This window comes from Photorhabdus australis DSM 17609, from assembly GCF_000711895.1.
Lineage (GTDB): Bacteria > Pseudomonadota > Gammaproteobacteria > Enterobacterales > Enterobacteriaceae > Photorhabdus > Photorhabdus australis.
Genome location: NZ_JONO01000006.1, coordinates 67,572 through 90,519 on the forward strand (window position 1 = coordinate 67,572; position 22,948 = coordinate 90,519).

19 protein-coding genes are annotated in these 22,948 nt (G+C 42.2%); 17 read left to right on the forward strand and 2 right to left on the reverse strand.

All coding sequences use genetic code 11. The features are described from left to right. Positions 1–4: 4 nt before the first annotated feature. The 3 genes from BO26_RS02855 to BO26_RS02865 all read left to right on the forward strand — a co-directional run bounded on the left by BO26_RS02855 (position 5) and on the right by BO26_RS02865 (position 4,780). Positions 5–469, forward strand: a complete 465-nt coding sequence (locus BO26_RS02855; protein WP_036768595.1) for a group II truncated hemoglobin — start codon at positions 5–7, stop codon at positions 467–469. Positions 470–585: 116 nt separating this feature from the next. Then, positions 586–1,137, forward strand: coding sequence for a flavoprotein (locus BO26_RS02860; protein WP_036768597.1), 552 nt, complete (start codon positions 586–588; stop codon positions 1,135–1,137). A 457-nt stretch (positions 1,138–1,594) separates the two neighbouring features. Next, positions 1,595–4,780, forward strand: coding sequence for an AMP-binding protein (locus tag BO26_RS02865; RefSeq protein ID WP_036768599.1), 3,186 nt, complete (start codon positions 1,595–1,597; stop codon positions 4,778–4,780). A 519-nt stretch (positions 4,781–5,299) separates the two neighbouring features. Here the strand turns inward: BO26_RS02865 and BO26_RS02870 are convergent. Both BO26_RS02870 and BO26_RS02875 read right to left on the reverse strand, forming a co-directional pair. Then, positions 5,300–5,701: a M15 family metallopeptidase gene (locus BO26_RS02870; RefSeq protein WP_036768600.1), complete on the reverse strand. Its 402-nt coding sequence runs from the start codon at positions 5,699–5,701 to the stop codon at positions 5,300–5,302. Beyond that, entirely contained in the window at positions 5,698–6,006 is a 309-nt protein-coding gene (locus BO26_RS02875) for a phage holin family protein (protein ID WP_036768602.1), read from the reverse strand. The genes BO26_RS02870 and BO26_RS02875 overlap by 4 nt, the downstream gene beginning before the upstream one ends. Positions 6,007–6,381: 375 nt before the next feature. On the opposite strand from BO26_RS02875, the gene BO26_RS02880 reads away from it, so the two are divergent. From BO26_RS02880 to BO26_RS02945, 14 genes are all read left to right on the forward strand, one after another. Then, entirely contained in the window at positions 6,382–6,831 is a 450-nt protein-coding gene (locus BO26_RS02880) for a phage tail protein (RefSeq protein WP_036768603.1), read from the forward strand. A gap of 39 nt (positions 6,832–6,870) precedes the next feature. Next, complete coding sequence (locus BO26_RS02885; RefSeq protein WP_036768605.1) at positions 6,871–7,935, forward strand: phage tail sheath family protein; 1,065 nt, start codon at positions 6,871–6,873, stop codon at positions 7,933–7,935. 23 nt (positions 7,936–7,958) lie between these two features. Further along, the gene (locus BO26_RS02890) at positions 7,959–9,290 is read left to right on the forward strand and encodes a phage tail sheath family protein (RefSeq protein ID WP_036768606.1); all 1,332 of its coding nucleotides are present in this window, start codon (positions 7,959–7,961) and stop codon (positions 9,288–9,290) included. A 70-nt stretch (positions 9,291–9,360) separates the two neighbouring features. Continuing rightward, complete coding sequence (locus tag BO26_RS02895; RefSeq protein ID WP_036768670.1) at positions 9,361–10,569, forward strand: phage tail sheath C-terminal domain-containing protein; 1,209 nt, start codon at positions 9,361–9,363, stop codon at positions 10,567–10,569. 15 nt (positions 10,570–10,584) lie between these two features. Beyond that, positions 10,585–11,043, forward strand: coding sequence for a phage tail protein (locus tag BO26_RS02900; RefSeq protein ID WP_036768608.1), 459 nt, complete (start codon positions 10,585–10,587; stop codon positions 11,041–11,043). Continuing rightward, the gene (locus BO26_RS02905; RefSeq protein WP_015835467.1) at positions 11,040–11,222 is read left to right on the forward strand and encodes a DUF5908 family protein; all 183 of its coding nucleotides are present in this window, start codon (positions 11,040–11,042) and stop codon (positions 11,220–11,222) included. The genes BO26_RS02900 and BO26_RS02905 overlap by 4 nt, the downstream gene beginning before the upstream one ends. Then, the gene (locus tag BO26_RS02910) at positions 11,219–11,908 is read left to right on the forward strand and encodes a CIS tube protein (RefSeq protein ID WP_036768609.1); all 690 of its coding nucleotides are present in this window, start codon (positions 11,219–11,221) and stop codon (positions 11,906–11,908) included. Before BO26_RS02905 ends, BO26_RS02910 begins: the two co-directional genes overlap by 4 nt. Further along, positions 11,905–13,521 (forward strand): phage baseplate assembly protein V, encoded by a 1,617-nt coding sequence (locus tag BO26_RS02915; protein ID WP_036768611.1) that lies wholly within the window; start codon positions 11,905–11,907, stop codon positions 13,519–13,521. Before BO26_RS02910 ends, BO26_RS02915 begins: the two co-directional genes overlap by 4 nt. 13 nt (positions 13,522–13,534) lie before the next feature. Beyond that, positions 13,535–13,957, forward strand: coding sequence for a GPW/gp25 family protein (locus BO26_RS02920; RefSeq protein WP_036768612.1), 423 nt, complete (start codon positions 13,535–13,537; stop codon positions 13,955–13,957). After that, on the forward strand, positions 13,954–14,379 hold the full coding sequence (locus BO26_RS02925; RefSeq protein ID WP_036768614.1) for a hypothetical protein: 426 nt from the start codon (positions 13,954–13,956) through the stop codon (positions 14,377–14,379). The genes BO26_RS02920 and BO26_RS02925 overlap by 4 nt, the downstream gene beginning before the upstream one ends. Positions 14,380–14,470: 91 nt before the next feature. Further along, positions 14,471–16,627 carry a baseplate J/gp47 family protein gene (locus BO26_RS02930; RefSeq protein WP_036768615.1) on the forward strand — a complete coding sequence of 719 codons (2,157 nt, stop codon included), beginning with the start codon at positions 14,471–14,473 and terminating at the stop codon, positions 16,625–16,627. Positions 16,628–16,650: 23 nt separating this feature from the next. Further along, a complete protein-coding gene (locus BO26_RS02935; protein WP_036768616.1) occupies positions 16,651–19,983 on the forward strand; it encodes a hypothetical protein in 3,333 nt (1,110 codons plus the stop codon). A gap of 106 nt (positions 19,984–20,089) precedes the next feature. After that, positions 20,090–21,301, forward strand: coding sequence for a tail fiber protein (locus tag BO26_RS02940; protein ID WP_036768618.1), 1,212 nt, complete (start codon positions 20,090–20,092; stop codon positions 21,299–21,301). Positions 21,302–21,344: 43 nt separating this feature from the next. After that, entirely contained in the window at positions 21,345–22,925 is a 1,581-nt protein-coding gene (locus BO26_RS02945; protein WP_036768619.1) for a contractile injection system tape measure protein, read from the forward strand. The last annotated feature ends 23 nt before the right edge of the window (positions 22,926–22,948 follow it).

Consider the following 22,948-nt stretch of genomic DNA (forward strand, 5'->3'; position numbering starts at 1 on the left):
AATTATGTCTGACAGTACACCAACATTATTTGAATGGATGGGGGGCAGGGAAGTGCTGATGAAATTAATGACAACCTTTTACGCTAAAGTTGAAAAGGATGAATTATTAGCACCCATGTTTTCCCGTATGTCATCCGATCATCCAGAACATGTGGCAATTTGGCTGGAGGAGGTGTTAGGGGGCGAACCGAATTATACGGCTCATAGGGGCGGTTTTAAGGGCATGATTTCTAAACACCGGGGTAGAAATATTCAGCCTGAACAGCGTAAGCGTTGGGTGGATTTAATGATGGAATGTGCTGATGAAGTTAATCTTCCTTCTGATCCAGAATTTCGCTCTGCTTTTGCGGCTTATATTGAGTGGGGATCTCGTCGTGCGCAGGCCAACTCGCAACCTAAAGCTCCATGCTCCAAACGTGAAACGATTAAAAAATGGGGATGGGGAGAAGCGCCTCCCGGAACACTTTAATTATTGATGTTAATACTTAAGTGAAAGTGAAAGTGAAAGTGAAAGTGAAAGTGAAGGCTTTGGCTTTTACTTTCACAATGACGACGGCTAAATATTTTTGCCCTGTGGAATATATAATGGTGAAAAAAAGAATTTTAATAGGCGCCTGTGGCTCGGTAGATATCACTTATCTTCCGGAATATTTGAAGGCCATTAAGGCGAATATTGACTGTTCATTAACGGTATTAATGACCAAACAGGCAACTCAATTTATCCCGGCTGAAACCCTGAGATTGTGGTCTGATCGTATTATCGCGGATGAAAATCCGGCTGATTGGCCAACAGATAAACCCTCAAAAATTGTTGCCGATCACGACATTATGGCGGTGATACCCGCAACGGCTAATACCCTGGCTTCAGTAGCACAGGGGGCGGCTCCTAATCGCCTAACGACGGTGATTCTTGCAGCAGATTTCCCAGTCTTGTTTTTTCCTGCTATGGGGGCGGTAATGTGGAAGAAATCTGCTGTGTGTAGAAATGTTCGTCAAATTTGCGAGGATAATTATGAGGTTATTCAACCTGTATGGCATGAAAACTACGATGCTGCGCTGCAACAGATAGTCGGTCACCCTTCCTTGCCCCCAGTTAGCGAAGTTGTGGAGTTGTTGAGAGCCAGATTAGCGGGGTAAATTCAGGGCAACATTTATAATAAAGCGCTTGCCTATTGTTGGAGCCAGCGCATTCAGATCTTCTACGACTGTTTTTATGACAACTGATGCCTTCCGTTCACACCGGGCGTCAGTTTGTTGCAGCTCATTCCTCTGCCTGTACTGAAAGGGGAGTCTTTCCCTCCAGGATTACCTGAAATAACACCCAGCGAAAATAGAATAACAGTTTTTCAGTAATGGTTTGCATTTGCAGGTTGTAGAGAAATATACGATGCTGAATTATTTTCGGGAAATATCATTTCCCCAATAATTAGTATCATCAACAAGTAATAGCATTTTTAATAGCAATTGCTAAGTAAAATTTAAGACGAACTATAATAGAAATTGGAGCAGATGGTTTGTGATCTGCTGATCATAGAATGAAAGGCTGAATGGGTTAAAAGGGGCACTAATTATTTTTTTAGGAGTAGTATCGTAAATGTATAAAGAAAATAAATTAATTAATGGAATATTTGTTCACGAAAACTTTGTGGAAGTTATTCAGGAAAGCGGAAATACGCCAATTGATGGATACAAAAACGTAGAATTTCAATGCATTAATAAGAAAAAATTAGATGATGAAGGTTATATTGATTTATTGTCCAGAGTTGATAGTAACGTTAGAAATGGAGTTAAAAATTACGATAAGGTATTTAAATTATTGAAAGAAATTTCTAAGTATTATGAAAGCCTGGATTGTAAAATTAATGGTGATGGTAAAAGTAAAATATCCTTATTTATTTCTTACCTGAGACAAGGTAACGATAAATTTGATAATTTCCTTGTTGAGTTGGATAAACAAAATAAGTTGATGTTGGTAATATGCTCTTACTTATTTATATCTCACAAAATAGTCTGTTTACCTGAAAATGACAACTCAAAAAACATAATAATCAATATTACAGACGACCTTACATTGTCACAGGTAGAGGTAGTGCAGCATTCGATGGAAATACTATTTGAAATCATTTCATTGAAACGAAGTAATAAATTGCTTGCTCATGTTGCTTATGACAGACTCGTGGAGGATGATTTCGCATATATACGTCCTGAAATACCAAATAAAAAAGTGTTGGCATGCAATCATAAGCAAAAAATTACGTGTTTCGTTTATCCTAATGTTATAACAGATATAAAAAAGTGGGATGTAAACCTGATGGTTTTTAGTGAAAATGAGCTGGTAGAAATATGGCATTATCTTTGCGAAATATTATCTCCATTTTTTCTATGTAGTTATAATATTGTGAAAACTTGCACGCAGGTTGATGTAATTGTGTTGCCGACCTTCTATGAAAAACTGATGAATGGAGGAAAACAATATTCTGAGGCATTGCTAAATTGTGAAGGGAAATATATTGATAAAGCAGAAGCGTTTGTAGTGCCTCCCGTGATAGAAAACATTCTTGGCAGGAGCGAATTAGAAAATAAATTGAAAAAAATTTTTTCTTGGTGGGATTCATTTTTAGTTATACAAATAAAGGAAATTTTAACGCAAATATCTCGAAACATTCAAAATGGTGCTAATCGTATTAAAATTACTGCGTTAGGTGAGGATCGTGTGGTAAGTTATGTGCTACCGTTAATGGAGCAATATGATTGTTTTGACTTGGTGGTAGGACAGAAGGCATATTGTGCAAATATTGTAATCATTTTGCCGGGAGAAAAGTTGTGGGATATCAGAGAATTTGATCAAGTTTCAATATTGGTTGATATGCAAGGAAATGTACTTAACAAATATCATCTTATTTGTCAGAGAGCTAATTTGTTAATTATAAACGATGTTTATTTTGAAATACATGAGGAAGATTGTCGTCGTGCTATTTCCAAACTGTCCTGTTCGATTATTTACGAATCGATTTTATTATCGATGATTATTGAGAAGTTTTTCGATGTTTCCAATGATTTACTATTAAACAATAAGATAATTAATGATATCGAAACATATCTTGCTTTAAAAGATAATTGTAATTCCATCTTAATTAGTCAATATGGACCCGTAGTACCATATGAAATTGAAAATATTCTATATCTTCATGGCGTATTAACCAGACCTTACGGAGATGGTCTCGATAATTATTTCGGGGCTATTCAAGCCAGAGCCGCACTAAAAACGCTCAAGGGGGATAGAATTAATCTGTGTAATTTTATTTTCAAACCAGGTAGAGGAATAGCGTTGCTTGATCCTAATACGGGTGAACATCTGACTTACGATCAGCTCAATCAGAATACAAAGAAATATTCTCAAAAATTCGATGCTCTTGGGTTGAATATTGGTGACGTTGTGGCATTAGCCGCGGTTGATAGCTTTCAAAGTATAATAATTATGTTGGCATGTTTTTGGCGGGGGTTGGTCTTTTGTCCAATAAATTATTTTGTTTCGGCAGAAAATATAGAGAAAATGCTGCATGCAGCGAATCCGTTTGTATTGATATGCGATGAAACTGCTCATCAGGATGTAAACTTACGAGCTTTTTTCAATGGTCTTATCATTAATTTTCATGAATTTACATCAGGTTTTGTAGGTGAGAGCAATAACATAACCGATGAAGCTGTTTTATTGCCTGAAGAACACCCGGCTGTAATATTGTTTACATCTGGATCAACAGGCTCGCCAAGGGCATTAATACATGAGCATAAAGATTTTGTGCTATGCAATATGAATTATACTCCTGTTGTTGTTGGCTTACGTGAAGGGGAATGCGTATATACTCCATCGAGAATATTTTTTGCGTATGGTTTGAATGGCATATTGATTTCGCTTTTTTCGGGGGCATCACATGTAATTGCGGCTCCTCTGGCTAAGGGAAAAAGTTATACCGAAATTCTCAAACGCTTTTCAGTGAATGTTTTTTTTACTGTACCTATGGTATTAAAAATGATTTTGCTGAATGAAATTAAAAATAATGACTTACCTAATCTAAGACTTTGTATTTCTTCTGGTGAGATTTTACCAGAAGCTCTTTATATTGAAGCAAAGCAAAAGATGGGAACAGATATTATTGATGGCATAGGCACGACAGAAGTGCTTTCTACCTTTATTTCAAATCGTGATGGTTATAGTCGTCCGGGTTCTAGTGGGGTGTTGGTTCCCGGCTTTGTGGTTAAATTGGTAAATAGTGATGGAAGAATATGTAGCGTCGGTGAGGTTGGGGTATTGTGGGTGAAAGGAAATACCTTAGCTAAAGGGTATATAAATGATGCTAAAGGTGAAAACTCGAATTCCTTTGTCGATGGCTGGTTTAATACTCGAGATCTATATTTCGTGGATGCAGAAGGTTTTTACTATCATGTTGGGAGATCAGGAGCGACGTTAAAAATAAATGGCTGTTGGTTTTCACCACAAGTTCTTGAACAGGTTTTAATGAAGCATCCTCAGGTAAAAGAAAGTGCTGTATGGTTTAGTAAAGATGAATTTGAACTTATAAGACCTTATGCATTAATCGTTCTGGCTGAAGAAGTCTCTGATTTACCAAAGCTATGGTCTGAGCTGAAGGAATATGCACGTAGTAAATTAGGCAAATCTCACTACCCTCACTTTTTCTGTTCTGTCAATGCACTTCCTAAGACAAGTAGTGGGAAGTTGATTAGATACGCTTTATCAGATCTTGCCTGGAAAAATGGCTAAGATTTTTTTTCTCTTGATACGATATTATATCTTTAAATTCAGTAGTCTTAACGGTATGAACTTCTTCTGTGAATAACAGGGCGGGATATCCGTATTTCGTCATTGTTTTCTATTTTCATGACGATGTAGTATTAATCTAACCTATGGATTTCAGGATGCATCGCGATGGTAAGGGAGCGAATCCCCGGGAGCATAGATAAACTCTGTGACCGGGGTGAGAGCAGCCAACAAAGAGGCAACTTGAAAGATGACGGGTATATAAATTCCATCTATTTGACGTGAACGATCTCAATAACAAATGACCTGCTCACGGGCTTAGTCAAGATTATCAATAACGTTCAGGTGGTCTGCATTGGAAATTATCATTGAGAAGTTGAATTCTTATATCACTGATGGGATCAAGGGCAAACTAAGAACCTGTCATTTGCCCTGTTTATTGGAGAAGCACTTCTGCATTACAGCTAGCCTTCCACGAGTAAAAGGAGAAACATGAGGATCTGACCAGAATTGAAAAGTTTTTCATGGGTAATATTGGCGAGGCAATTCAAAATGTGGGCCGTCTTTTAGTGACTTCCAGTCTCCACCCCAAATAATAGGAATATGCAAACGCTGGGCAGCTTGCTTGACAGTTGTTGCAAGTTCGATAAAGGCTTGCCAATTATCCCAGGGAATAATGCCATTGATTAATGGCGCTATATCTACAGCGTGTCCGGTTAAATGGCGGCTGTTCAATGTTTGGCTATGCCCATCAGCAAACATTTGCCGTTGGCGTTCGGCTGTTCTTCGCCCCTCAATAACACAAAAATCGGTATGGGAAAGCTGTAGAGCTAAACGGGTAACCTTCACCAGATCAGGATGCACACCAAGTAAATTCTGTTCACTTCTTTTGCTGAAAAAGTAGGAGGTATTATTGGTACTCATTTTTTGTCTCCAACATTGAAAAATCTTTTCCATAGATAACTAATCCCGGTGCTTCCCATCGTTCCAAACAGTCCGGAAATAACGAAAGTCATGTAAAGGCTGACGCCGCTCTCAAAGCTGAGAAATCCACCAAGAAATCCCGTAAAACTGGATACAATCATTTGACTTGTTGCTTCTTTACAATCCCAACGTATCTTGTCCTTTTTCATATCAATAATGTATCGGACAACCCCGCCCCATGTAGAAAATGTACCTATAATTATCCAAATAATTACATCTTCATCATTCGGTATTTTAAATGACATATAGCCTCCTTCCGAATAGCTTTAATAGTGATATTGATTAAGCAGTATTTCCCATCATTAAGATCTTATTTATCTTTTAAGTATCACATCATGTCTGATAACAGATTGATGTTTATTAGGATCGGCATAATAGCTTTGCCTTTGCTTCTCTGTAAATAAAGTTGCATAAAAGGCAATTTGCATCATTGCAATGTACTTATTCTGGCTTTTTCGGCACGATAAATTATTGATGTAAGTTTTATATTATGAGTAAAAAAATCGGAATGATATTCCTGTCATTTTGTGGCGGTAGCGTTACTCAAACATTATTAACTTCCATCATATATTGATTAATTGTAATCAATCAAGCTATTTTTATTTAAAAAAGGGGTTGTTATGTCCACAAGTACATCTCAAATCGCGGTTGAATATCCTATTCCTGTTTATCGTTTTATCGTTTCTATCGGGGATGATCAAATTCCATTTAATAGTGTTTCAGGATTAGATATTAACTATGACACTATCGAATATCGAGATGGTATCGGTAATTGGTTCAAAATGCCGGGCCAGAGACAGCTTGTTAATATTACTTTGCGTAAGGGTGTCTTCCCGGGGAAAACAGAATTATTTGACTGGGTTAACTCTATTCAACTTAATCAGGTCGAGAAAAAGGATATCACCATCAGTTTAACCAACGATGCAGGTACTGAATTATTGATGACCTGGAATGTTTCTAATGCTTTTCCCACCTCATTGACTTCACCTTCATTTGATGCCACCAGTAATGATATTGCAGTACAGGAAATTACTCTGACAGCAGACAGGGTGATTATGCAGGCTGTTTGAAGCATTGATATTTAATCGTCTCATATAAGGGAACTTTTTATGACAACCGATACTAGTTATCCTGGCGTTTATATTGAAGAATTAAATAGCCTGGCTTTGTCAGTTTCAAATAGCGCCACAGCGGTTCCTGTTTTTGCTGTGGGTGATCGAACAAATATCAGCGAAGATAATGCAATCCGTATTAATTCGTGGATGGATTATCTTAATCTTATTGGTGATTTTGATAATGAAGATAAATTAGATGTTTCTGTGCGTGCTTATTTTGCTAATGGAGGTGGGTATTGTTATCTCGTCAAAACAACGAGTTTAGAAAAAATTATCCCAACCCTGGATGATGTAACCTTACTGGTTGCTGCAGGCGAAGATATTAAAACGACAACAGATGTTTTATGTCAGCCAGGAAAAGGGTTATTTGCTGTCTTGGATGGCCCTGCAACAGAGTTGACTATCAATGGTGCAGAAGAGGCAAAACAAGCCTATACCGCCACACCATTCGCTGCAGTTTATTACCCCTGGTTGAAAGCGGATTGGGCTAAAGCAGATATTCCACCCAGTGCAGTTATGGCGGGAGTCTACGCATCTGTTGATTTATCCCGTGGTGTGTGGAAAGCGCCTGCCAATGTTGCGTTGAAAGGGGGCCTGGAACCTAAATTTTTAGTCACGGATGCATTGCAGGGTGTGTATAACACTGATCGCGCTATCAATATGATTCGCAATTTCAGTAACACCGGCACTACGGTTTGGGGAGCAAGGACCCTGGAAGATAGTGACAATTGGCGCTATGTCCCTGTACGACGCTTGTTTAATTCTGTGGAGCGGGATATCAAGCGTGCCATGAGCTTTGCTATGTTCGAGCCTAATAATCAGCCTACCTGGGAACGGGTACGGGCGGCGATTAGCAACTACCTTTATAGCCTGTGGCAACAGGGGGGATTAGCTGGCAGCAAAGAGGAAGATGCCTATTTTGTGCAGATTGGCAAAGGAATCACGATGACACAGGAGCAGATTGATGCGGGGCAAATGATTGTTAAAGTCGGTTTGGCCGCTGTACGGCCTGCGGAATTTATCATTCTCCAGTTTACGCAAGATGTAGAACAGCGTTAATCGTATGATTATGAGGAGTTATCATGTCTGCTATTCTGAAAGCGCCTGGTGTTTATATTGAAGAGGATGCCTCCCTGGCGTTGTCTGTCAGTAACAGCGCGACTGCCGTGCCTGTTTTTATCGGAAAATTTACTCCGACAGTAGTTGATTCAGCCCAAGTCTGTACCCGTATCAGCAACTGGCTTGAATTCACTTCCTCTTTTTCCCTGGCTCCAACAGTTGAGATTATTGTCCAATCTAACACTGAACCTGAACCTGAACCTGAATCTAAATCTGAAACTTACTATATTGGGACAATCAATTTATCTCCAGCGGTGGAAGCATTGCGGCTCTATTTTCAAAATGGTGGAGGAGCTTGCTATATCTACCCATTAAATGATGCTGAAGATGAATTGGTTTTGGCGGCCATACCCGAAGTCATTGAACAGAAAGGTGATATTACTCTGTTGGTTTGCCCGGAAATCGATCTGGATTATAAAACCAAGATCTATGGTGCGGTGAGCTCACTGTTGAGTGATGACAAAGTGGGCTATTTTCTGATTGCGGACAGCAATGATGGAGAATCTGTGTCAGGAGTAGGGAATAGCGCTAAGGCCGCCGCCTACTATCCCCAGTTGGAAACTAACCTAAAATTTTCCACGTTGCCTGAGGATAAGGCCATTCGTATCAGTGGCTATGAGGTTGATAAGGAAACGGGTAAGCCAACGAATTTGGACGAGCTTAGGACGATCAATGAAGGGTTGGCACAGGAGATTGATGAAAGGTTGCTCCAGGAGAAACAACGCGCTGTCATCATTCCGCCAAGTGCTGCCATTGCGGGTATTTATTGCCAAACGGATAATCGTCGCGGTGTCTGGAAAGCGCCAGCCAACGTTGCGCTCACAGGGATCGGGAGTCTGCTTGATAAGGTAGATGACGCACGGCAGGGAGATATGAATGACAAGGGCATCAATGTCATCCGTTCGTTTACCGACCGTGGTTTTATGGTCTGGGGAGCCCGTACTTGTGTGGAAGCTGCCAACATCAGTTGGCGTTATATTCCTGTCCGTCGTCTATTCAATTCCGTTGAGCGAGATATCCGCCAGGCGCTGCGTGCTGTATTGTTTGAAACTAATAGCCAGCCTACTTGGGTACGCGCTAAGGCTGCCGTTGATCAATATCTTTATACCCTTTGGCAGAAAAATGCATTGATGGGCGCTCGCCCGGAAGAGGCTTATTTTGTGCAAATTGGTCAGGATATCACCATGTCCGAGGCTGATATTAAACAGGGTAAGATGATTATGACTGTCGGTTTGGCAGCAGTGCGGCCAGCTGAATTCATCATTCTGCAATTTACGCAGGATGTTGTTCAGTAATCTCCATAACTAAACGCCAGGCACTGTATTGACAGTGCCTACTCTAACCATCTTGGAGGAGGTGACGATGATGGAGAGACTCCAACCGGGTGTGACTTTAACAGAAAGTATAATCACAATGGGTCAGCAGGAAATACCCAGTGCTGTGCCGGTGTTTATTGGTTACACCGCTCGTTATCCGGAACAATCGGAAGCAGCAGTCCGTATCGACAGTTTGGCCGAGTATACCAGCCTGTTTGGTGACGACCATGTGCTGATGTTTGCTGTCAGACACTATTTTGATAATGGCGGGCAACAGGCATTTGTTTTACCCCTGAAGGACAATATGCCATCAGTGGAGATGACCACAGCTGAAGCGGAAAGTCTGATAGCAGCATTGCGCTCTGCTACGGTTAGCGAAGCCATTGGTGGGCAGAGTCAGATTACACTGATTTTGGTACCGGATATGGCTCGGCTTAATGACAGTGATATTGATGACTCCTCAACCAAAATAAGTCTGTGGTCTCAAGGCTGGGGAGCACTGTTGCAACTGAGTCAGGTCAGGCCCAATCTCTTTGTGTTGTTGGATGCGCCGGATAATGTTGACCAGGCACAGCAGTGTATGACAAAGCTGTCATCGGATTATCGTCAGTGGGGGGCGGCATATTGGCCTCGTCTGGAAACGACTTATCAGGAAAATCAATCTATTTCCCGGAGTGTTGTGCTGTCACCCACCGCCGCAGTCGCGGCGGTAATTCAACGTACGGATAACGACGTGGGTGTTTGGAAAGCACCGGCCAATATTGCCTTATCCCAGGTTATTCGACCGGTTAAATCTTATCTTCAGGGAAGTGTACTGTTTAACAGCAGCGGCACTTCGCTCAACGTGATTCGCAGTTTCCCTGGTAAGGGCATACGGGTATGGGGATGCCGCACTCTGGAAAACACGGATAGCACACCGTGGCGCTATCTGCAAACACGTCGGCTGGTTTCTTATGTGACAGCGCATTTGACTCAATTGGCTCGCATGTATGTCTTTGAGCCAAATAATGAACTTACTTGGATGAAGTTAAAAGGACAAAGTTACAACTGGTTACGGCAATTATGGTTGCAGGGTGGCTTGTATGGTTCACAGGAAGATGAGGCATTTAACATTCTGTTAGGTGTAAACGAGACGATGACTGAGGATGATGTTCGTGCAGGAAAAATGATCATGAAAGTTGAGTTGGCCGTGTTGTTTCCTGCCGAATTTATTGAGATCAGTTTGGTGTTTAATACCCAAACAGAGGCGCTGTCTTAAGAAGGAAAAAGCACAATGAACGATTATTACACACCCGTGGTATCCCATCGTTTTATGGCGAGTTTTATTTTTAACCGCATTCCCGATCCGCTGGATATTCGTTTTCAGCGCATCTCTGGCCTTAGTCGGGAACTACAGGTGACTCAGTACAGTGAGGGGGGAGAAAATGCCCGTAATAACTATTTAGCTGAGAAAATCCAACACGGTACGCTGACTTTGGAACGGGGCGTGATGACGGTCTCGCCATTGACCTGGATGTTTGATCAGGTATTGAGTGGTGAAAAAATCGCTTATGCCGATGTGGTGGTGATGCTGTTGAATGAAAATTCACTGCCATTGTCCAGTTGGACGTTGAGCAATGCGTTGCCGGTACGCTGGCAAACCAGCGATTTTGACGCTAACAGTAACGCCATATTGGTGAATACCCTTGAATTGCGTTACCAGGATATGCGTTGGCTTGGAGTCAAAATATGACAGTAGAAATCAGAGAGTTACTTATTCAGGCAAAGGTAGTGCCATCAACACGACCGACTGAATCAGAACGGCAAAACCATTCTTTGATACAGGAAAGTCTGGATGAGGCGACTTGGGTTGAAACGATAAAACGCGAAGTGTTGGCCGCATTACGCGATGAGGAAGGGTGGCGTCCATGAGTCTGATTGAACGTGGTTTAGCTAAGCTGACAATTAATGCTTATAAGGATAGGGAAGGGAAAATACGGGCAGGAACGTTGCAGGCCATGTATAACCCTGACTCCTTGCAACTGGATTACCAAACGGATTATCAGCAATCCCAGGCGATTAATAGCGAAAAGCAAAGTAGCATTTATGTACAGGCCAAACCCGCAGGGTTATCACTTGAATTGATTTTTGATGCCACGATGCCGGGTAACAAAACCCCCATTGAAGAACAGCTCATGCAGCTCAAACAACTGTGCAGTGTGGATGCAACCAGTAACGAGACGCGCTTCCTGCAAGTTAAATGGGGCAAAATGCGTTGGGAAAGTCGGGGTTACTTTGCTGGCAGGGCCAAGAGTTTGTCTGTGAATTACACCTTGTTTGATCGTGATGCGACTCCCTTGCGGGTGCGGGTAATACTGACATTGGTAGCTGATGAAAGTCTGGTGTTGCAGGAGACTGAACAAAATCTGCAATCTCCGTCAAAAATCGCATTACGCATACAGGATGGGGTATCTCTGGCTCTGATGGCAGCCAGTACGGCATCAACACTGTCAGGTGGTGTAGATTATCTGACGCTGGCCTGGCAAAACGGCCTGGATAATCTCAATGGATTTGTCCCGGGTGAAATATTGCAGGCTGCCAGGGGAGACGAATCATGAGCCACCAACTGAAAATTGTTGCAGATGGTAAGGCACTATCAATTTTGGCCGCAGTGGATGTGGACACCTGTTATCGGGTTAACAGCATACCTTCTGCGACGCTGAAACTGAGTGTACCGGACAGACCACTCTCGTCTTTCAGCCAGACGGATGTTCAGACAGAACTGGCCCATTGTCAGGTAGGGAAAACCCTGCGTCTGGAATTGATTGATGGTAGCAAAAAATGGGTGCTGTTTAATGGTCTTATTACCCGTAAGGCCCTGCGTATTAAGAATAAGCAATTATTGCTCACTCTGGTCGTCAAGCATCGGTTGCAACTGATGGTGGATACCCAGCATTCACAGCTGTTTAAAGACAAAAGTGAAAAAGCGATCTTAAGCGCTTTATTGAATCAAGCCGGAATTAATGCTCGTTTTGGACAGATAGCGGCGTTAGATCAAAAGCATGAACAGATGGTGCAATTTCGTTGTTCAGACTGGCATTTTCTGTTGTGCCGACTGTCGGCAACAGGTGCATGGTTGTTACCTGCTATAGAGGACGTTCAGTTTGTTCAACCTGATGCCCTGAAATCAAACTCAGCCTATACCTTGAAGAGCCGGGGGGATGAGAATAAAGACATCGTTGTCAAGGATGCTTACTGGCAGTTTGACAATCAGATCAACCCCGCTTTGCTGGAAGTCAGTGGTTGGGATATTAATAAGCAGCAGGTGCAGTCAGGTGGTCGCTACGGAAAAGTCTCGGTGGGTAAGCAGGCACTCTCTCCTGATGGATTAGCATCCCTTAATAAAGCGGGTTGGGACATTTGTTATAGCAGTCCGTTAACAACCCAGGAAAGCGGCTATCTGGCACAGGGATTATTGCTTAACCAGCGCATTTCCGGGGTAACAGGAGAATTCTTGCTCAAAGGAGATGGGCGTTACCAGCTGGGAGACAACATTCAGCTGACTGGATTTGGTTCACAGTTAGATGGTACGGCAAGCATTACTGAGGTTCGCCACCGTCTTAATCGGCGAATTGATTGGGAAACCACGGTGAGCATTGGTTTACAACATGAATATTTGCCGATATTACCTGATGCTCCTGAACTGCATATTGCAACAGTAGCGAAATATCAGCAGGACAGTGCTGTGCTAAACCGTATTCCCATTATTCTGCCGGTGTTGAATCGTCCCAATGAATTTTTGTGGGCCAGATTGGGGAAACCTTACGCTAGCCATGAAAGCGGTTTCTGTTTTTACCCAGAGCCGGGTGACGAAGTTATTATCGGCTTTTTTGAAAATGATCCGCGTTATCCGGTTATTCTGGGGGCAATGCATAATCCGAAAAATAAGGCACCTCTTGAACCGACCCAGGATAATAGAGAAAAAGTACTGGTCGTTAAAAAAGGTGAAACACAACAACAATTAATCATTGATGGCAAAGAGAAAATGATCCGAATTAATGCGGGTGAAAATCAAATAACGCTTCAGCAAGATAAAGACATTTCTCTGTCAACGAAAAAAGAGTTAACACTGAAAGCGCAGACAATGAATGCCACGATTGATAAATCATTGTCAATGTCTGGGAAAAACAGTGTTGAAATCAAAGGTGCCAAAATTAATCTTACCCAGTGAAAGGTGATGATGAATGGAAAATCAAATACTGACACAACTCTATGGTCGTGGTTGGGCTTTTCCACCGGTCTTTTCCCTTGAAAAAGGGGTTGAGATGGCGGAAGGGGCGGAAGATGTGCGACAAAGTTTACAGATTCTGTTTAGCACTGAGCCGGGGGAACGTCTGATGCGTGAAAATTATGGCTGCGGATTAAATGATTTTATGTTTGAAAATATCCGCAATGAACTTATTGCTGAAATTGAATCCCGTATACATGACAGCGTATTACGGTATGAATCCCGGGCTGATATGACTGATATTCAGGTTCGTCAATCCTCTGGCATGGGGAATACCTTGCAAGTACAGGTCATGTATCGCCTGCGAGGGAGTGATATCAATCAACAAATCCAGGGAACATTTGCGCTAAGTGAAGGCCGGGTGATGGAGGTGGTATGAGTGAAGCGATTGTGGTGGATGGTGACTTGTTACAGTTTGATCCCAACTTTGGCAATCGGCAGGTGACGGTTCCCAACCCAGGAAAAATTAGTGGCACAGGACATGCGCAGGTCAGTGGAAAAAAAGTGTGTATTCTGGGGGATGAGGGACAGGTCCGGGTTTCTGCAACCTATATCACAGCAACACATACAACGCCGGGAACAGGAACCATTACCATCAGCGCCCTGGATGCCAGCCAGCAGGCCCTTCAGTGTACCAGCGGGGCGGCTTTAATTATCAAGGGGCAGCAATTTACGGCGATGTTTACGCCTGAATCGCCAGCCATAAATAATACAGTGAGTCCGCCACAATCGGATGTTACGACACCTTCATCAGGAAAAGGACGTTTTATCACCCAACAAGGCTTTGCTACCGTAAATTAGAGTATTAACTGAATTAAATAGAATTAACGAAGATGTAAATAATTATTTATTTGCTGATAAATCGCTGTGACAGATAAACACAGGTGATATTATGGAATTAACCGAATTAAATAATAAATTGTCAAATCTGGTGCCGACGACTGATTTTAGATTAGATAATCGAGCCAGTTTGCAATTGCTTAAATATATTGAAGCGTATACCAGGATAATACCCTTTAACTCTGGCGATAAATATTGGAATGATTTTTTCTTTATGTCAGAAAATACGCCAGAAAAACTTGCAAAATTATATCAGGAAGAAATAGAACCCAATGGGGAATTATTACCTCATCAGGCTTTTCTGTTAGCGGTTTTGCGTTTATTTGAAACACCAATATCCTTATTAAATGCATTACCCGCTGCCCATCGTGAACTCTATTATCGGGAGCTTTTAGGCTTATCTCCCCATTCTGCACAGCCTGATCAGGTTGCCTTATCTGTGGAACTGAATTCGACAGTGACGGAGCAGCTACTCCCGGAAGGAACTCTGTTTGAGGCTGGTCAGGATGACCAGGGCAATGCATTGCAATATGCCCTGGATGCCAGTTTGCTGGCTAATCGTGGATATATCAGTGACTTGCGCTGGTTACGGAATGACGGGGAAAAGCAATGGGTTACCTCCGCTCCATGGGATTTACAGGCACAGGTGTCACTGCCGTCTGATGGGATACGATTATTTGGTGAGACAAATAGTGATCAGCTGGTATTTGGTGGCGTGTTGATAACTTCATCGCTTCTGGCGATGGAAGAGGGTACAAGGGTGATCACTGTCACCTTTGCACAAGATATAAGTACTCAGGAGCTGGTGGCACAGGTCAGCAGTGGAAATCAATGGCTAACGTTGACATCTGAGGTAAATAAGAAAGAGGTCACACTGACACTGTCAGACAAAGAACCGGCAATCAGTGCACCAGAAGATTTGGATAATCTCCTTTTCACGCAACCGGTACTCAGGCTACAGGGAAAGGACAGTCAGGCACTGCCGGAGGTGACGGGTATCAGAGTTTCGGAAAAGGATGATGCTAAGGACACCTCTTTTGAGAGGTATCACTTAACACCATTTGGTTATAGCCGTGATCCAGAGCCATTGGGGGAAAATCCAGCGTTATATTTAGGTTTTACTGATGTAAAACCGGGGCAGACACTGGCGCTGTACTGGAAATTAAAATCCCCGCAGCAACCAACAATTTCCTGGTATTACCTGAATCAAAATAATCAATGGGCTGAATTGGATGCATGGGTCAATGATGGAACCCAGAACCTGTATCAGGATGGTATCTGGCACGTTGAGTTGCCTGTGGATGCGTCCAGTCAGGCAGAACAGATGCCAGCCGGGCGCTATTGGTTGCGGGCGGTGGTAGAGGTGGATTCCCATGAGGAATCATGGGGGAATGCCCCCTGGCTATACGGCTTGATCTATAACGCGATGACGGCAACTCTGGTTAATGTGGATAGCATCAGTGACAGCCATTTCTCAACCCCTTTGCCTGCCAGCAGCATACAGCGGCCGGTTGAACCCATCATTGTGCTGGCATCGGTCAACCAGCCCTGGGCATCATGGGGTGGACGTATACCTGAATCCTATAGCGCATTTTTTGAACGGACGGCTCAGGGTCTGTCCCATCGTAACCGTGCCTTGACCTGGGGCAATATGGCAACACTACTAAAAGAGCGCTATATCAGCATCTTCGATGTCAGGTATCCCGGCAATGATGAACTCACCAGGGTGCCAGCATTGGAGCAGCAACAACTAACCGTGATTCCAGCAAACCGATACAACGATAGCGATGATCCTCTGCGTCCGGTACTGAATCCGGCACGTTTGCAAGAGATGGCTGACTGGCTACAACAGAAAGACTCTCCCTGGGCCGCTATTAAGATTAGAAACCCAGAATACATAGATGTAAAAATCTATTACGAGGTGATTTTTAAACCTGATGTGAACGAAGATTTTGGCTATCGCCAGCTATGGCAGAAGCTGTGTGGGGAGTATATGCCCTGGAGCGTGGATGAGCAGCGGCCCGTTGTGTTGAATAACAGCATTAATTATTTTCAGTTGTTAGCCACCATTCAACAACAACCACTGGTTGAACGCGTTACTCGTTTGACGCTACAGCGGGATGATTCTTCTGGTGAGAGTGATAACACCGCCTCTGTGGAAGCCAAAGATAATGAGGTGCTTATTTTAGTCTGGGAAGAGGCCCGATAACCCGCAATACCGAGGAAATGATTATGAGTAATCAGGATGCACTGTTTCATAGCGTTAAAGACGATATTCACTTTGATACCTTGCTGGAACAGGCTCATCAGGTGATTGAAAAACAGGCCGAAAAACTGTGGAGTGATACGGCAGAGCATGATCCAGGTATCACATTCTTGCAGGGAATCAGTTACGGTGTGTCAGACCTGGCCTACCGACATACACTTCCCCTGAAAGATTTACTGACTCCTGCGTTGAATGAGCAGGAGCAGAAAGAGGGAATTTTTCCAGCCGAATTTGGCCCACATAATGCACTGACTTGTGGACCGGTGACAGCCGATGATTATCGCAAGGCATTATTGGATCTACACAGTAGCGACTGGACACAGGATGAGGGGGATTTTCTGTTTCGGAGTGTACAACTGGTGCGTGAACCGGAGGAGCATCGTTATACCTATTGGTATGATGCAACCAGAAGGGAATACAGCTTTGTCAGTAGTGAAGGTGCGAAAGAGTTTACCCTGCGGGGAAATTACTGGCTGTATCTGGAACCTACCCGCTGGACGCAGAGTAATAAGGAAATAGCTACCGAGCAACTAACAGATTTTTTGACCAAAAATCGTAATATTGGTGAATCTGTCAGCAACATTATCTGGCTACAACCGGTTGATATGCCACTGTTGCTGGATGTTGAATTGGATGATGATGTAGGTGTACAGGATATCGCCGGTATTTTTGCAGCGGTATATAGCACCGCAGAACAGTATCTGATGCCTGGAGCACTGCGTTACAGTACGGAAACATTGCAAAATGCCGGGATGAGCAATGATGAAATCTTCGAAGGACCACGATTGGAACATGGCTGGATACCAGAGCTGCCGGCAGCCCGTGATTATACGCAAAGGCTTATTCTCAATCTTAGCCGGTTGGTAAATAGTCTGCTTGAGATTGAGGGTATCAAACATGTGAATCGCCTTCGTCTGGATGATAGCTTCGATAAAACCCTGATTGAACCGGTTGAGGGGGATACCTGGTCGTGGTCGATCAAGGAGGGGTATTATCCACGCCTTTGGGGAGAGGACCCACTCAATCAATTGGCGCAACCAAATGGCCCGCTTAGGGTGATAGCTAAAGGGGGGATTAGCGTCAGTGTGAGTAAGGAGCAAATCCAGGCCAGTTTACCCAGTCAATCACTGATTCAAAATGAACCGGTAATATTGGCTTATGGCCAGCATCGTGACGTTGGCAGCTATTACCCCGTTAGTGATACTTTGCCGCCTTGCTATGGGCTACAACATGCTTTGTCTGCAAGTGAACACCTATTGCCACTTCATCAGTTTATGTTGCCATTTGAACAACTATTGTCCTGTGGCTGTCAACAGATAGCTATGCTTCCGCGGTTACTGGCTTTTCAGCGCGAAGGCTATGAGGTTTGGGGTACTCAGTGGCCCTTTAAACCGGGTTCAATTAATGATGACGCTCATCAAGATTATGCATCTCAGTTAAAGGAATTGTTAAAACAGATTGCGCAGGATAGTGATCATGAATTGGATATTGTTAATTATCTGTTGGGTTATTTTGGTACTCAGCGGGCGCCGCGTACCTTTACGACACTACCCGACGATTTTCGGGTGGTTCAACAGGGTTATCTGGCTCAACAACCGACATTGACTTACCACCGATCTAATATTCGTATCGATCAGGTATCGTCGCTACAAAAACGTATTGCTGCTCGCATGGGGTTGGGAGGTGAGTTGTTTAAACCTCAACCAGACCTAAGCCAACTGCCTTTTTATTTGATTGAACATCGAGCGTTGCTGCCAGTCAAACCCAATAGTGAGTTTGATAAGGAACAGAAACCAGACCTAGTGACAACAGAGGGAGACGGCCAATATGTGGTCATTGAGCAGAAGGGTATTGATGGCAAGCTGACACAGGGGCAAGTGATCAATTTAATTCTCTATGAAGGCGAGCAGGGGGAAACCCAATTTACGATACGTGGTCAGATGGTATTCAAAACCGAGGGGGATAAGTTTTGGCTGGATGTGAGTAATAGTGCGCAACTGGAACATAATCTGGCGCGGGTAATGGTAGCAGCCGGGGCAAACAAACTCTTCTGGCAGAACAGCCCGGTATGGATGGAAGATATGGGCTATCGTCTGGCTTATGCGAGTGACCAATCTCAGAATGGTCTCCCATTGCCTGAGAATCAACGGCGCCTGACCCGTACTGTGCAAACGCCATTCCCGCCGATGGTTGTTGCAGGTAGCGAAATCACCCTGTTAAAACAGGTGGGGGTCGTCAATTTAAAAAAAGCGGAGTCAGAAAAACTTTATGCAAAAGTCGTCAGCTTTGATCGCATTGAAGGGACCTTAGTTATTGAACGTTTGGGTAATTCCTCTTTGGCTTTTCCTGCACCGGAAGAGGCGTGGCGGTATAGTTGGTATTTTTCGGGGGTGGAATATGAAAGGACTGACCGCTTTTCATTTGTGATTAGCGTAGTCGTGAACAGTGACCTAATTAAATTGCCCGGTGTTGATCCCTATAAATTGGAAGAATGGGTTAAAGAAACGATTCTTACCGAATTTCCAGCTCATATTTCTATGATTATCCATTGGATGGATCGGGACGCTTTTTTAAATTTTTCTAATACCTATCAGCGTTGGCAAAATAATGGTGCGCCACTGGGGGATGCGGCTTATTCCATTCTGGAAAGTTTGACGTTGGGTAAATTACCATCCGCCTTAAAAGGTATTGGCACAATGCGTATTGCCACGGAGCAGCAGCGTATTGAGGTCATTGGTGAGTCTGGAGAAGAATGGAATACTGAGGTCATCATTAGCAATGAATTAATGTATGTGCCTTATGATAAAGGTATATTACGGGTAGATATTGATCTTAATAAGGAGAATAATGGTGTTACTACTGTCTCAGAATTTCTATATCAGCCCGTAAATAATAAAGGTAAGCTGGTATTTTTAACGGAAGATGATCAAATGGGACCTGAATATGCAGTGATGGAATCAAGTAATGCGTGGTCAGATTATTATGTTAAAGTGAAGAAAAATAAAAATGGTGTTATTACCGATGAAGTACTGCATCTTAAAGGAAGGAAGAAAGTAGGACTTAATTTGTCATGGAAAGCAATGAATTTATATGATCCTCCTGCAGGAAATACCTGGTCATTTTATTATGGATTTGTATTTTCACCAGGTGATAACCCAGATCTTTCTGGCGCATCATTTTATACCGAAGAACCTCTTGTTTTATCACTAAATTACATATCTGATATTAATGACAGTGAAAAAGGAGAGGTACGTACAAGATTCGGTTTCTATTTCAGCTATGATGGAAATAAATTTTAAAAGCATAGAATAGATATCTCATTTATCCTAATATCAGAGCATTCAAAAAATGCTATTGTTTGAATATGATTTATTATAATGGCATATATAATATAAGGTGATAAAAATGGAAAATAAATACAATCTCTCCAATGCAGAGAATGTCAGAACTAAATCAATTGGTTCTTCGACTGATGATTTAAAAAAACGTTTTAAAGAAGGAAGTATTCCTCTGCAAACCGATTTTAGTGAATTAATTGATATTGCTGATATTGGGCGTAAAGCTTGTGGTCAGTCACCAGAACAAAATGGCCCAGGAAAAGGATTGAAACTGGACGATGACGGTACTTTATCTGTAGACATTAGTAATGGTCTGATTAATCAAACTAATGCAATATGTGTTGGTCAAGGTAATGGTATTGTTGTTTCTAGTACTAATGTTGCAGTTAAAGCCGGTAATGGAATTAGCGTTGATACTAATGGAGTTGCAGTAAAGGCTTATAATGGAATTAGCGTTGATAGTGATGGTGTTAGAGTAAAGGCTTATAATGGAATTAGCGTTGATAGTAATGGTGTTGGAGTAAAGGCTTATAATGGAATTGACGTTACTAGTAGTGGTGTTGCAGTTAAAGTTAGTGCTAATAAGGGACTTAGCGTTGATAGTACGGGTATTGCAGTTAAAGTTAATGCTAGTAAGGGAATTAACGTTGATAGTAGTGGTGTTGCAGTTAAAGTTAAAGCTAATGGTGGAATTAAAGTAGACGCTAATGGTGTTGCAATTGATCCTAATAATGTACTCCCTAAGGGAGTGATCGTGATGTTTTCTGGTAGTACTGCACCAACTGGTTGGGCGTTGTGTGATGGTACTAATGGCACACCTAATCTAATTAACAGATTTATATTAAGTGGGACAATTTCCGATATTGGAGGGAAAAGTACAAAGACTGCTACAGGACAAAAAGATGCTAAATCTTTTATTGTTGATAGCAAAGTAAACTTAACGACAGCAATTAGTGTTACGGTAAATAATACTACATTAAACATTGATCAAATACCAAGTCACAAGCATATACAGGGTGGTGGGTTTACTTATAACTCTGGTCTTAGATACAGCGCAGAGCTTAATAATACTAATCTTTCAAACTATCGTACAATATACAATCAATCGGGGGCAGCATGGACAAAAAGTACCGACCATGATCATTATTGGCCTTATACCAGTACAGCTGGCAGCGGAAAAGGTCATAATCATTCCGCATCAGCTACTCTTCCGGCGCATACACATCAAGTCGATGCTATATCACCTTACTATATTTTGGCATTTATTATGAAATTATAATTTTTTTACCGTGGGCGTTAATATTTTCCGCCCATTGGATTTAATGATAAGTTATGAAGTGAACATTATTGTGGAAAAAAATCACGAAATTAATTTAAAGAGTGTAATTAATAGATTATCTATATCACTTGATGTTGATGAATGTCATAGCAAAAAAATAATTGAAAAGTGTTCTGAATTATTTAAATTAAAGTTACACAGTTTAATTAATGAAGAAATTAGGCAATGGTCAACCCATAGTGGAAACTTCTCATTGGATAAAATAGTTTTGGATATTGGAGAGATAATCTTTGAAGATTTTGAATATGAATTTATTTATCGATTGACAAGAAGATTAAAAAATGAAGCGAGTAAGTTTAAACCAAATAAAAAACAGCATCTTGAAAGTGACTTACCTATTCCATGGGAAATTAAACCTATGGGGCCGGTTTTATCAATGGTTCAGTGCGATCTATCTGCAACCAATACCTTATATTCAGAGCAATTTGTACTAGAGAATGTTGATCATTATTTACAGCATGGTGACTGGAAATCTATTGTCTCATGGCAACAGGTGACAGGTGTTGAAGTTAGACGCCATTGGTTAATTGAATATGTTAACCACCAGCCACAACAATGGTTGCCTGTGCTAGCTAAACATTGTTTGCAATCGGAGGGAATAGGTCGTCTGATTCAGATTAGTCAACCAGAGGTTCTGCGTTTGCTTTGCCAGTTATTTACTGAGAGCACAACCCAAAAACTCTCTGGTTCGGTGTGGCAGGTAACCACAGATATAAAAGTGACGTCAGAGAGATTGAAGGCAGCGGCTGAATATTATCTTCAACATCAGATGACATATATCAATGCTGCACAACAAGCGAGGACGGAATTACAGGTTCAAAATGGCCTGACACCAGTAAAGAATACTGCTGAGAATGGCAGCAACTTATTAAAACCAGCGATTGGCGAAGTTAATACGTTGATTGAGATTAATGATGCAGAACCGCCGTTTTCACAACCGCCCATGCAGCCTATACAAACGCATCATCAACCAGATCCCAGACAATTACGTTATGGCCTGATTCAGGAGGCTGGAGAACCAGGACATATACAACCTGATAGTGCTATTCCAGCCCCATCGGCGCAATCGGTTTTATCTGTCAGTAATGCTGGTTGCATGATTTTATGGCCGCTACTTCCGACATTTTTCAGTGCCCTGGGTTTATTGGATAAAAACCGATTTATCAGCCTTGAGGCGCAAAGAGAGGCCGTCTGTTTACTTGACTGGTTGATTTGGGCTGAGGATGAAATACCGGTATGGCGACTGACACTGAATAAAATCATTTGTGGTTTACCCATGAATGATAATGGGTTATGGCGAGCACCTGAACCAGAACAGCAAACCGTAATTAGCCAATGGCTGGAAAAAATCATTATGCAACTTCCAGCATGGAAAAAAATGGGAGTAAGCGATGTACGTTATTTATTTTTGCAACGATCTGGGGAATTAAGTGGGTTAGAGAGTGGCATAAAAATCCATGTTAAACCCGAAATTTATGATGCTCTGTTAACCGATTGGCCGTGGCCAATGAATATGGCTTGTTTTAGCTGGTTAAATCAACCATTAACTATTACGTGGTTATAACCATTGACCACAATAACTTAGTC